The following is a 12,262-nucleotide window of genomic DNA, read 5'->3' on the forward strand; positions in this document are numbered from 1 at the left end:
TCACGATTCTCACCATCTTCATCGGCGCCAGCGTCGCGGTGTTCGTGGGACGACAGATCGTCAACCGCGAGGCCAAGAAGAAGTTGGCCACCTCGGACGCCGAACGTGCGCACGACCGCCAGCTGGTCAACGCCGGCCAGGAGAACCGTTCGGGTCAGGCAGAGGCGACGCGGACCGAACCCACGCGGACCGAAACGCAGTGGGCTCCCGAGCACGGCGACGCCGACACCGAGGTGTTCTCGGCAGTGGACGCGGACGGCAAGCCGCGGCTCGACAAGCGCGGCCGCCACGGCAGCGCCGACGGTTCCTGACTCCCCTACATCGACCTACGGGCGGTGATCGACGCTGTACGCGTCGATCACCGCCCGTTGTCGTCAGGCCCCGAGACGGGCCGACGGCGTCACAACATGATGGCCGACCCACCTGCGGCCGGGGCCTCGCGGCCGACCGCGGAGAATGCAGCGACGAGCAGTGCCGGATCCGGACCTTCGAGCCGTCCGGGCTTGGCCAAACCGTCCAGAACCACGAACCGCAGCAGCCCGGCCCGGTTCTTCTTGTCCGTCTGCATGCCCTTGAGCAGATCCGAGAACGCATACTCGTCGTAGGTGACCGGCAATCCGACCGATTCGAGAATCGAACGGTGGCGGTCGGCAGTGGCGTCGTCCAGGCGTCCGGCCAGACGTCCCAGCTCGGCCGCGAACACCAGACCGACCGACACCGCGGCACCGTGACGCCACCGGTACTGCTCCCGCCGCTCGATGGCGTGCGCGAGCGTGTGCCCGTAGTTCAGGATCTCGCGCAGGTTCGACTCACGCAGATCTGCCGCCACGACCTTCGCCTTGACCTCGACCGAGCGCCGAATCAGCTCCGGGAGCACGTCGCCGGTCGGATCCAGCGCCGCGGCAGGATCGGCTTCGATGATGTCCAGAATCTTCGGATCGGCGATGAATCCGGTCTTGATCACCTCGGCCAGGCCCGACACGATCTCGTTCTTCGGCACGGTCTCCAGGGTCGCCAGATCGATCAACACGGCAGCCGGTTCGTGGAAGGAGCCGACGAGGTTCTTGCCGGCATCGGTATTGATGCCGGTCTTGCCGCCCACGGCCGCGTCGACCATGGCCAGCAGCGTCGTCGGGACGTGGACGATACGAACTCCGCGCATCCAGGTCGCGGCCACGAATCCGGCCAGGTCCGTCGCCGCTCCGCCGCCCAGGCTGACGATGGCGTCGCTGCGAGTGAGACCGATTCGGCCGAGAACCTCCCAGCAGAACCCGGCCACGGCCAGATCCTTGCCGTCCTCGGCGTCCGGAATCTCGATGCGATGAGCGTCGATTCCCTTGTCCGCCAACGCCGCTCGCACTGCTTCCGCGGTCTCTGCCAGCGGAGGCTGGTGGAAGATCGCCACGGTGGCCGTTCCGGCGAGCTGGTCGACGAGATCCGTCAACAGACCTCGGCCGATGATCACCGGGTACGGGTTGGCAGTCTCGACCTGGACGCGCACTGGCTCTGTCATCGAATCACCTTCATCTACTGGGGGTTTTTCTCGTTCGCATCGCGCCCGGGAACAGGGGCGATGGCGGTCAGCTTCGACACCAACTGGCCCACGACCCGAGCGGGGCTGCGACTGTCGGTACGCACTCGCACCGTGGCCACCGATCGATAGAGAGGTCGCCGATGACGCATCAGTTCCTGGTACTTCGCACGCGGATCAGGACCGGCGAGCAACGGCCGAACCGTGTTCGCACCGGTACGCCGAAGCCCCTCGGCCACACTGATTTCCAGGTACACCACGGTGTGCCCGGACAGCAGAGCGCGGGTCGCGGGCGACAGCACAGCACCACCGCCGAGGGAGACGATCCCGTCGTGCGAGGCCAGAGCACCGGCGACTATCCGCTCCTCGATCTGCCGAAAGGCCGGTTCGCCGTCGTGCGAGAAGATATCGGCGATCGTACGACCGGTGTCTCGCTCGATGGCCACATCGGTGTCGAACAGGTCCAGGTCGAGAGCCTGTGCCAGCCGTCGACCGATCGTCGACTTGCCTGCTCCCGGCGGTCCGACGAGGACCGCGTACGGGGTCATCGTGGAGGTCGGGCGGCGGTGCCCTTCACGTAGTGGTCGACGTTGCTCGTCGTCTCCGCCAGCGAGTCCCCACCGAACTTCTCCAACGCTGCCTGCGCGACGACCAGGGCGACCATCGTCTCGGCCACGACACCGGCAGCAGGAACAGCGCAGACATCCGAGCGCTGATGAATGGCCACCGCCTCGTCGCCGGTCATCATGTCGACCGTTGCCAACGCGCGCGGAACCGTCGAGATGGGCTTCATCGCCGCCCGCACTCGCAGTGCCTCACCGTTGGTCATACCGCCCTCGATGCCGCCTGCCCGGTTGGTCGAGCGCAACACACCGTCCGGACCGGGCTTGATCTCGTCGTGAGCGACGCTTCCGCGTCGACGCGCGGTCTCGAAGCCGTCCCCGATCTCGACCCCCTTGATGGCCTGGATTCCCATCAGGGCCGCGGCGAGTCTTGCGTCGAGCTTGCGTTCTCCGGAGACGAACGACCCGAGGCCGACGGGCAGACCGTGCACCACGACCTCGACGACGCCGCCGAGGGTGTCACCGTCCTTCTTCGCTGCTTCGATCTCGGCGATCATCGATTCTTCGGCGGCCTTGTCGAAGGCGCGAACCGGAGATGAGTCGATCGCGTCGAGGTCCGCGCCTGCGGGCGGCGGCCCGACATAGGGGTCGGATGCCCCGATGGAGATCACGTGGGACACGACATCCACTCCGAACGCCTGCTTCAGGAACAGGCGGGCGACGGTGCCGATCGCGACCCGGGCGGCTGTCTCACGCGCGCTGGCGCGCTCGAGCACCGGGCGAGCGTCGTCGAAGCCGTACTTGAGCATCCCGGAGAAGTCGGCGTGGCCGGGCCGCGGCCGCGTCAACGGGGAGTTGCGCGCGAGATCCGCGAGCACTGCCTCGTCGACGGGATCGGCCGACATCACCTGCTCCCACTTGGGCCACTCGGTGTTGCCGACCTCGATCGCGACCGGACCACCCATCGTGCGTCCGTGTCGGACACCACCGGTGAGGGTCACTTTGTCGGCCTCGAACTTCATGCGGGCACCTCGGCCGTAGCCGAGGCGACGGCGAGCAAGTTGAGAGGCAATGTCGTCCGAGGTCACCTCTACTCCCGCGACCATTCCTTCGAGAATGGCGACGAGAGCGGGTCCGTGGGATTCTCCGGCAGTTATCCAGCGCAGCACTCGAACATCTTTTCACGCCAGGGACGCCGCGGATGCCAGCAGGGTGGCCGCGCACATGGACGGGCCGTGCGGGATGCGGGCTCGCCGGTGCCCCAACGCCGCGGTGATCGACCCCACCACGGCAGTTGCCACCGGTGCCGACAGCGCGGCGATCGCCCATCCTCCCCCGCCGCCGACGCACGCGATCGAGCCGACCGACCAGGCGAGTTTGACGTCCCCCGCTCCGAACGCCGCGGGCGCGAGAAGGTGAACGACGAGATAGATCGCGAACAACAGAGCACCGCCCAGCAGTGCCCCCGGCGAACCGGTGAACACGAGCGCGATCGTCACCACGACCGCCCCGGGGACGGTCAAGGCGTTCGGCAACCGGCGTCGCTGCAGGTCGACCGCGCTGAGTGCGGCGAACCACCACGTCGTCACGCACAACGGAACCGCGTATTCGGTACCGCCGAAACGCCACCAGACCCATCCGGTACCGATCGCAGACAGCAGCGGCAGGAGCCGAGGACTCCATCGGACCAAACATCGGCGCATCGTCAGCCCCACAACGGCACCGACCACGACCGCACCACACACGACAATCATGACCGAAGGCTTGCACCACGGCAGCGATCGACTGTGACGAAAGCCCAGGTGGGAGATTGCCCTGTGCACAACTCGCGGCCTGTGGACAACTCGCGGCCCGTGGACTACTCCGGCCCGTGGACTACCGCCGGCTCGAACTCACAATGCGGTGAACAGTGCGTCCCGCATGATCGCTCGCGGCGCGGGCCTGCCGGTGAACTGTTCCACCTGCCCGTACGCCTGATTGAGCAGCATCGACAATCCGCTGATGACGGTTCCACCGGCCGCGTCCACGGCAGTTGCCAGGGGCGTCGGCCAGGGATCGTAGATGGCGTCGAGGACCAGGGGCGCCTGGGCGAGATCCGACGCGATGTCCGCAGCCCCGGCCGCGGGCACGGTGCTGACGAGCACAGCGGACTCCGCTGCGACGGTGGCGAGCCGAGGGTCGGTCATGTCCGCGAATTCGGCGCGCATCCCCGCGGCGACGGCGCAGTCCAGTGTGTCTCGGGCGCGGTCGGCCGACCGCGCGACGACAGTGACCGCAGTCGCTCCGAGTCCGGCCAGCGCCACGATCGCCGGCCTCGACGTTCCTCCTGCGCCGACCACCGTCACGGTGCGACCGGACAGGTCCTCGATTCCGGCGTCGCGCAGTGCACCGACGATCCCATCGACGTCCGTGCAATCGGCGCGCCAGCCCGACTCGGTGCGCACCAGGGTGTTCGCCGAGCCGGCCAGAACTGCCCGCGCGGTGCGCTCGGTCGCGTACGCCAGAGCCGCGACCTTGCCCGGCATGGTGACCGACACGCCGACCCATTCGGGGCCGAAACCGTCGAGCAGGCCGGGCAGCTGCTCACCGGTGCAGTCGATGCGCTCGTACGTCCAGTCGGCGAGGCCGAGCGCGCGGTACGCGGCACAGTGCAGCACCGGCGACTTCGAGTGTTCGACAGGGCTTCCGAGTACAGCGGCGCGCACGTCAGCGGCCGCTGTCGAGGAAGCCACCCTCGACCTTGGTGATGTTGGCCAGGTGTTCCTCGTAGCTGCGGGTGAACAGGGTTTCGCCCGCCTGGTTGATGGTCACGAAGTACAGCCAGTCACCGTCGGCGGGCATCTCGACCGCCTGCACCGCTCCGATACTCGGCGAGGAGATCGGAGTTGCCGGCAGCCCTTCGCTGGCATAGGTGTTCCACGGGGTGACGCGGGCGCGATCGGCGTCGGTGGTGGCCACCTCGGTCGTATCGAGCGAGTAGTTGACCGTCGAGTCGAACTCGAGCTTCTGCGGCACCGCGAGCCGATTGAGGATCACCCGGGCCACCTTGCTGAAGTCCTGCGGCAGCGACTCCCGCTCGACGAGCGACGCAGCGACGAGGGTGTCGTACGGAGTCAGCCCGGAGTTGGCACCCGCGGTGAGGATTCCGGTGTCCTCGTAGCGGGTCGCGCTCTCGGACACCAGCTGCTTCAGAATGTCGGTCGGAGCCGCGCTGGGATCGAAGTCCCAGGTTCCTGCGGCGATCAGGCCTTCGAGCTGGCGATCGCGGTCCGGGACTCCCTCGACGCGATCGGTGGCCCAGTCGGGCACGCCCAAGGCGGCCGGGTCGTCCACGGCTCCGGCCACGTTGAGGTCGTCGTAGCTCACGCAGGTGGGGGTTCCACTGCCGGTTCGGTCCACGCAGCTGGCCTCGGAGATCAGGGTGTAGATGCCCTTCTTGACGGCACCGGTGTTCACGTCGCGCGCGTCGTGCAGCTGACGGCCCTCCGAGATCACCATGTTGCCCACCCGGGAGGCGGGGTCGACCAGTTCGTTCACGGCCTGCGAGGCAGGCACGTTGCTGGCGAGCAGATAGAAACCGGGTTGAACCGAGGTGATGGCGTTGTTCAGGAGCGCCGCTTCGAGGAAGGCTCCTGAGCTGGCGACCACACCCTTGTCCGCTGCCTGGGTACCGATCTGTTGTGCGGTGTCGTTGGGATGAACCTGAATCACCACGCCGTCCCCCGGTGAGCCCGCGGTGAAGTCGGCGTTCGGTGTCGTGCGATTGCCGAACTTGTTCACTGCGAAATACGCTCCTCCCGCGACTGCTACGACCAGTACGAGACCGAGCACCAGAGCGACCAGGCGGCCGCGGCGCTTGCGGCTGGAGGCAGCTCGGTCCTTCCGGGTCGCGGCACGGCTGCGGCCGACCTCCTGTGGCAACGCTCCGCGCTCGGCCTCGTGCTCCCGATCTGCGTCACGAGAGGACCGGGGATGCGGCTCCTGACGCTGCGGCGGGCCGTGCACAGTGCGGTGGAACTCGCTGCCCTCGTCCACGCGATAGCCGATCGGGTCGGTGTGCGCCTCGTCCGAGCGCGCATCTCGCCGGTCCCGATCGGACCCTTCGTAGTTCACTCGTCGACCTCCGTCGATCCTGAATTGTTCGCTGCACGATCCGATACGGCACGGCGCTCGTCGAGCCAGCCCTGCAGTATGGCGACCGCCGCAGCCTGATCGATCACCGATCGTTGGTTCTTGGCTCGCACTCCACTGTCCCGTAGCGCGCGCGATGCACTCACGGTAGTCAGTCGCTCGTCGGCCATCCGAATCGGCACATCACCCAGTCGCCGGTGCAGGGAGCGGCCGAATTTCTCGGCTGCGTCGACGGCGTTGCCGCGCTCTCCGCGCAGCGTCCGAGGAAGCCCGATGACGATCTCGACGGCCTCGTATTCGGCGACGATCTCCGCCACCCGCGCCACGTCCGGGGCGTCGGGACCCTTGATCTTCGATCGCGGCACGGTCTCGACCGGCGTGGCGAGTACACCGTCGGGATCGCTCGAGGCGATACCGATGCGCACACTCCCGACGTCGATGCCGATACGACGGCCGCGGCCGGGATCGTCGACTCCTGGCCGATCGGGGCCGCGCCCCTGAGCTACCACGATCGTCAGTGGGTGGTGAGTTCGGTCAATCGAGCCCGGGCTGCGTCGATACCGGCTGGAATTCCGGCGACGTCCGATCCCGAACCCTGAGCCAACTCGGGCTTGCCGCCGCCTCGGCCACCGATACTCGGACCGAAGGCCGCCACCAGATCGCCTGCCGCGATGCCTGCATCCTGAGCTGCCTTGTTGGTCGAGACCACGAACGGGACCTTGCCGTTCACGGTGCCGAACAGCACCACCACGGCCGGATCCGCGCCCAGCCGGCCTCGGATATCGGTGACCAAGGTGCGCAAGTCGTTGCCGCCGACGCCGTCCGGTGCCTGCGCGATGACCGCTCGCACGTCGCCGAATCGCTCGGCCCTGCCGACGAACTCCCCTGCCGAGGCCAGCACTGCGGCGGCCTTGACCGCGTCGAGTTCCTTCTCCGCGACGCGCAGACGCTCGACCAGGGTCTCGATGCGGGCCGGAACCTCCTCGGACGGCACCTTCAGCGAGGACGCGATGCCGGCCAGCAGCGCGCGTTCCTTGGCGAGATAGCGGTACGAGTCGAGGCCGACGAAGGCTTCGACTCGGCGCACTCCCGAGCCCACGGACGATTCACCGAGAATGGTGACCGGGCCGATCTGCGACGAGTGCTGCACGTGCGTACCACCGCACAGTTCCATCGAGAACGGTCCGCCGATCTCGACGACGCGCACTTCGTCGCCGTAGTTCTCACCGAACAGGGCCATGGCGCCCATCTTCTTGGCACTGTCGAGGTCGGTGACCATGGTGTTGACCGCGAAGTCCGAGCCCACCGCGTCGTTGGCGACGTTCTCGATGTCGTCGCGCTGCGCCTCCGAGAGCGCTCCCTGCCACGAGAAGTCGAACCGAAGGTAGCCGGGCTTGTTGAGCGATCCGGCCTGTGTCGCGTTCGGCCCGAGCACCTGTCGCAGTGCCGCGTGCACCATGTGGGTACCCGAGTGGCCCTGAGTCGCGCCCTTACGCCACGCGTGGTCGACGTCGACGTGCACGGTGTCGCCCTCGGTGATCTGACCCGACTCGACCACAGACTTGTGCGTCCAGAGCTTCTTGGCGATCTTCTGCACGTCGTTGACCTTGACGCCGAGGCCGGGTGCAGTAATTGTGCCGATGTCGGCGATCTGGCCACCGGACTCGGCGTAGAGCGGGCTGCGGTCGAGGATGATCTCCACCGAGTCTCCCGCAACCGCGGTCGGTACGCGGACGCCGTTCGAGATCAGGGCCAATACCGTGGCCTCGGAGCCGAGTTCGTCGAATCCGGTGAACTCGGTCGGCGAACCGTCGACGAAATCCTTGTAGACCGTGAGGTCTGCGTGTGCGTGCTTGCGGGCACGGGCGTCGTCCTTGGCCCGGTTGCGCTGCTCGGCCATCAGCGAGCGGAAACCGTCCTCGTCCACCGACAGGCCGGCCTCGGCGGCCATCTCGAGCGTCAGATCGATCGGGAAACCATAGGTGTCGTGCAGCGCGAATGCCTCGGCACCGCCGATCTTCTTCGCGCCCGACGCCTTGACTGCCTCCGCCGCTCCCTCGAACAGCCGCGAACCCGAGGTCAGGGTCTTGAGGAACGCCGTCTCCTCCCCCACTGCGACGGTCAGAATGCGATCGAAGTCGGTGACCAGATTCGGGTACGACTCGGCCATCGTGTCTCGTACGACGGTGACGAACTGGGCCATGGTCTCGTCGGGTGCGCCGAGCAGGCGTGCCGATCGGACGATGCGGCGCAGCAATCGGCGCAGCACGTAGCCGCGACCGTCGTTGCCGGGATTGACTCCGTCGGAGATCAGCAGCGCGGCGGTCCGGGCGTGATCGGCGATGACTCGGAAACGCACGTCGTCGTCGTGGTTGGCACCGTAGGCGCGTCCCGAGAGTTCCTCGGCCTTGGCGATCACCGGTCGGACGAGGTCGGTCTCGTAGACGTTGTCCACGCCCTGCAGCAGGAAGGCGACGCGCTCGACGCCCATGCCGGTGTCGATGTTCTGCTTCGGCAGCGGACCGAGGATCTCGAAGTCGTCCTTGCTGATTCCCTTGCCGCGTTCGTTCTGCATGAACACGAGGTTCCAGATCTCGATGTACCGATCCTCGTCGGCCTCGGGACCGCCCTCGGCACCGAACTCGGGTCCTCGGTCGTAGTAGATCTCCGAGCACGGGCCACAGGGTCCGGGAATGCCCATGGACCAGTAGTTGTCGGCCATTCCTCGGCGCTGAATTCGCTCGTCGGGCAGGCCTGCGATCTCCTTCCAAAGCTCGATCGCCTCGTCGTCGTCGAGATACGCGGTGGCCCAGATGCGCTCGGGATCGAACCCGTATCCGCCGTCCTCGACGCTGTCGGTCAACAGAGACCAGGCGTGCCGAATGGCGTCTCGCTTGAAGTAGTCGCCGAACGAGAAGTTTCCTGCCATCTGGAAGAACGTGTTGTGGCGGGTGGTGATACCGACGTTCTCGATGTCGAGCGTGCGCACGCACTTCTGGACGCTCGTCGCCGTCTTGTACGGCGGTGTCTGCTGACCGAGGAAGAACGGCACGAACGGAACCATGCCCGCATTGACGAACAGCAGATTGGGGTCGTCGAGGATCAACGACGCACTGGGTACTTCGGTGTGTCCCGCCTTCACGAAATGGTCGAGGAAACGCCTGCGGATCTCATGGGTCTGCACGGATACAGGTTAGCGTCGTCGGACCCCGCACCGACTCGAGGGCCTATCGGCCTCGGATGATGCGGCGCAGTTTCCCGACCCTGGTCGCGATTTCCCGCTCGGCACCGTGCTCGGTGGGCTCGTAGTAGTTCACGCCCACCAGTTCGTCCGGCGGATACTGCTGCCCCAGTACGCCGCCAGGACTGCTGTGCGGGTACCGATACCCGACGGCGTTCCCCAGCCCTTGAGCTCCCTTGTAGTGGCCGTCGCGCAGATGCGGCGGCACCGATCCCGACTTGCCTGCAGCCACGTCGGCCATGGCAGCACCGAGTGCGCCGATCACGGCACCGGATTTGGGCGCAGTGGCCAGATGAATCGTCGCCTGCGCCAGCGCCAACCGTGCCTCGGGCATACCGATCATCTGCACGGCGCTGGCAGCGGCCGTCGCGGTCTGCAGTGCCGTGGGGTCGGCCATCCCGATGTCCTCGCTGGCGTGCACCACGAGACGTCTCGCGATGAACCGCGCGTCCTCGCCTGCCGTGATCATCCGCGCAAGATAGTGCAGGGCGGCGTCGACGTCGGACCCTCTGATCGACTTGATGAACGCGCTGATGACGTCGTAGTGCTGATCTCCGTCGCGGTCGTAACGCACGGCGGCCTTGTCGACACTGGCCTCGACCGTCGCGAGGTCGAGCATCCCGTCGGTTGCAGCGCCCGCTGCCGCCTCGAGTGCCGTCAACGCCCGTCGGGCGTCGCCGGCAGCGAGACGCACCAGGTGATCCATCGCGTCGTCGGCGATGGTCACCGCACCGTCCAGTCCGCGCGGATCGTTGGCGGCGCGAGTGAGCAACAACTCGATGTCCTCGGATGCCAGCGGCTGCAACTGCAGAACCAACGACCGGGACAGCAGCGGCGACACCCCCGAGAACGACGGGTTCTCCGTGGTCGCAGCCACCAACAACACGATCCGATTCTCGACGGCAGCGAGCAGTGCATCCTGCTGCGTCTTGGAGAATCGGTGCACCTCGTCGATGAACAGCACCGTCTGCTCGCCCGAGAGCAGTCGGCGGCGCGCGAGTTCGATGACGTTGCGTACTTCCTTGACACCGGCCGAGAGAGCCGACAGCGCCTCGAACTTGCGTCCGGTAGCCCCCGAGATCAGCGACGCCAGCGTCGTCTTACCGGTTCCCGGTGGACCGTAGAGCATCACCGAGGACGCACCGGAGCCCTCGACCAGCCGGCGCAGCGGTGCGCCCGGAGCCAACAGATGAGACTGCCCCACCACCTCGTCGAGGCTCGTCGGACGCATACGCACCGCCAGAGGTGCGTCGGGCCTGACGTAGGTGGACGTGGGACGGGACTCGGCGATCATCGCCTCCGGGGGCGCAGGCGCGTCGAACAGTCCGTCGCCCAACTCGTCGCTTCCCGAGATGTCCCCGCCGGAGAAGTCACTACCGATGCCGCCGCTCACCCGTCGAACGCTACCGATGCGACCGGCGGATGCGCGAACGACGTCTTCCTCAGCGCTCCCACTTGGTGCGCAGAGCGGTGGCGACCGACGTCGCGTAGTCGGCGATGTCGGTCTCACCGACGCGCGCGGCACTGTCTGCCAGCGTCGTCCACCGCGAGATCAGTGCCTGCGACCGCGGAACCGACAGGTGGTGAGCACGCGCCGCTGCGATGCGAGTGTGGTCGTCGGGCAGGAACCAGTAGGTGCTCAGCCACACCCAGATCAGACGCGCGTCGAGAATCTTGCTCGCCAGCGTAGTGTCGTCGGCCAACGCTGGCCAGATCCCCACCACTTCCGAGCGCCACGCGTCGATCATCGCCTGCTCGCGATCGTGTGAGAGCTCGAAGCTGCACAGGCAACCGGGGAACGACGCCAACGCGTAGGTGATGTCGAGGGTGGCGTCACGAAATCCGCCCCACTCGTAGTCGAGGAACCGCACGCCTTCGTCGTTGACGATGATGTTGTCGGGACACAGGTCGGACGGGCTGAAGGCGCGGAAGGCACCGTGCGCGAACAGTCGCCCGCTGCGAGAGACTCGATCGAGAATGGCATCCGGAGTCGTTCCGACGCCCAGAAGATCGGTCAGCAGGCCGGGGACCTCGGCAAGAGCGGCGGGTATCTGGGCGGAGATCCCGTCGGTGGAGTCGGGTTGTCCCACCCGTCGCAGCAGAGCGGCGAAATCGTCCTCACGGCCGACGGTGGCGGCGTGCATGCGGCCGAGCGCCTGCGCCATGGCCATCAAGGAATTGGTCACCGCGGCTTCGTCCGAGTTGCGCAGCAGAGCAGTGATGGGACTGGCGTCGCCGAGATCGCTGAGCACCAGCAACCTCGCGTCGAGGTCGTATGCGTGCAGCTCGGGTCCGGGCCTGCTGTCCGTGGCCAGAGCGTTGGCGAACTGGTACGACGCCGCCTCGCGCAGGAAGGCGCTGGAACCGGAGATGTCGGCGAGCTCGGCATGCAGTTCCGATTCGGCGGGCAGCTCCCGGACCTGCTTGATCACCAGGGTGCGGGGCAGCTGAAACGGGTTCTCGGACACTCTGACTCGCAACACGATCGCTTGACCGCTACCCCCCAGATTCACCGGGTCGATCAACGTCACCGGAGCTCCGGTGCGTTTGGTGAGGAGTCGCTGGGCTGCTGCTACTACCTCTGATACAGGGTCTGCCAGTGTTGCGGTCATCGATATCCAAGCTACCCGTTCGGTGTGTTCTGCTGTGCCGTCTCGGTGACTACGAATGGGAAACGATTGTCCGTTTTGCGGCTTTTCGCACGTTGCATTCGTAGATTCGACCAGATGGTCGGTTACCCCCGAGCCACCGAATTATGCCGGGTTCGCTACTCCGGTGCAACGTCCACCGATACGG

At 66.8% G+C, this 12,262-nt stretch carries 10 protein-coding genes and 1 pseudogene; 1 reads left to right on the forward strand and 10 read right to left on the reverse strand.

What is annotated here, in order from left to right; all coding sequences use genetic code 11:
• Positions 1-311: pseudogene (locus A2J02_RS28245) on the forward strand (B-4DMT family transporter); the annotation flags it as partial.
• Positions 312-400: 89 nt separating this feature from the next.
• Here the strand turns inward: A2J02_RS28245 and aroB are convergent.
• The 10 genes from aroB to A2J02_RS13020 all read right to left on the reverse strand — a co-directional run bounded on the left by aroB (position 401) and on the right by A2J02_RS13020 (position 12,078).
• Entirely contained in the window at positions 401-1,513 is a 1,113-nt protein-coding gene (aroB, locus tag A2J02_RS12975; RefSeq protein ID WP_068050562.1) for a 3-dehydroquinate synthase, read from the reverse strand.
• A gap of 14 nt (positions 1,514-1,527) precedes the next feature.
• Positions 1,528-2,079 carry a shikimate kinase gene (locus A2J02_RS12980; protein WP_068050563.1) on the reverse strand — a complete coding sequence of 184 codons (552 nt, stop codon included), beginning with the start codon at positions 2,077-2,079 and terminating at the stop codon, positions 1,528-1,530.
• Positions 2,076-3,263 carry a chorismate synthase gene (gene aroC, locus A2J02_RS12985; protein WP_068050564.1) on the reverse strand — a complete coding sequence of 396 codons (1,188 nt, stop codon included), beginning with the start codon at positions 3,261-3,263 and terminating at the stop codon, positions 2,076-2,078. The genes A2J02_RS12980 and aroC overlap by 4 nt, the downstream gene beginning before the upstream one ends.
• Before the next feature lie 12 nt (positions 3,264-3,275).
• Positions 3,276-3,848 carry a prepilin peptidase gene (locus A2J02_RS12990; RefSeq protein ID WP_231893997.1) on the reverse strand — a complete coding sequence of 191 codons (573 nt, stop codon included), beginning with the start codon at positions 3,846-3,848 and terminating at the stop codon, positions 3,276-3,278.
• 138 nt (positions 3,849-3,986) lie between these two features.
• The gene (locus tag A2J02_RS12995) at positions 3,987-4,826 is read right to left on the reverse strand and encodes a shikimate dehydrogenase (RefSeq protein WP_442971474.1); all 840 of its coding nucleotides are present in this window, start codon (positions 4,824-4,826) and stop codon (positions 3,987-3,989) included.
• Positions 4,801-6,207, reverse strand: a complete 1,407-nt coding sequence (locus A2J02_RS13000) for an endolytic transglycosylase MltG (RefSeq protein WP_068050566.1) — start codon at positions 6,205-6,207, stop codon at positions 4,801-4,803. Before A2J02_RS13000 ends, A2J02_RS12995 begins: the two co-directional genes overlap by 26 nt.
• A complete protein-coding gene (gene ruvX / locus A2J02_RS13005) occupies positions 6,204-6,734 on the reverse strand; it encodes a Holliday junction resolvase RuvX (protein WP_068050567.1) in 531 nt (176 codons plus the stop codon). The genes A2J02_RS13000 and ruvX overlap by 4 nt, the downstream gene beginning before the upstream one ends.
• A 5-nt stretch (positions 6,735-6,739) precedes the next feature.
• Positions 6,740-9,409 carry an alanine--tRNA ligase gene (alaS, locus tag A2J02_RS13010; RefSeq protein ID WP_068050568.1) on the reverse strand — a complete coding sequence of 890 codons (2,670 nt, stop codon included), beginning with the start codon at positions 9,407-9,409 and terminating at the stop codon, positions 6,740-6,742.
• A 43-nt stretch (positions 9,410-9,452) separates the two neighbouring features.
• A complete protein-coding gene (locus A2J02_RS13015; protein WP_231911449.1) occupies positions 9,453-10,760 on the reverse strand; it encodes a replication-associated recombination protein A in 1,308 nt (435 codons plus the stop codon).
• A gap of 148 nt (positions 10,761-10,908) precedes the next feature.
• On the reverse strand, positions 10,909-12,078 hold the full coding sequence (locus A2J02_RS13020; RefSeq protein ID WP_068050569.1) for a kinase: 1,170 nt from the start codon (positions 12,076-12,078) through the stop codon (positions 10,909-10,911).
• Positions 12,079-12,262 lie beyond the last annotated feature (184 nt).

Origin of the sequence: Rhodococcus sp. EPR-147, assembly GCF_001647185.1 — a bacterium.
Lineage (GTDB): Bacteria > Actinomycetota > Actinomycetes > Mycobacteriales > Mycobacteriaceae > Rhodococcoides.

Bases quoted from the DNA above. Each gene is read 5' to 3' on its own strand.
- A2J02_RS12990 (WP_231893997.1), bottom strand. From the start codon at position 3,848: ATGATTGTCGTGTGTGGTGCGGTCGTGGTCGGTGCCGTTGTGGGGCTG.
- aroB (WP_068050562.1), bottom strand. From the start codon at position 1,513: ATGACAGAGCCAGTGCGCGTCCAGGTCGAGACTGCCAACCCGTACCCG.
- A2J02_RS13015 (WP_231911449.1), bottom strand. From the start codon at position 10,760: ATGATCGCCGAGTCCCGTCCCACGTCCACCTACGTCAGGCCCGACGCA.
- A2J02_RS13020 (WP_068050569.1), bottom strand. From the start codon at position 12,078: ATGACCGCAACACTGGCAGACCCTGTATCAGAGGTAGTAGCAGCAGCC.
- A2J02_RS12980 (WP_068050563.1), bottom strand. From the start codon at position 2,079: ATGACCCCGTACGCGGTCCTCGTCGGACCGCCGGGAGCAGGCAAGTCG.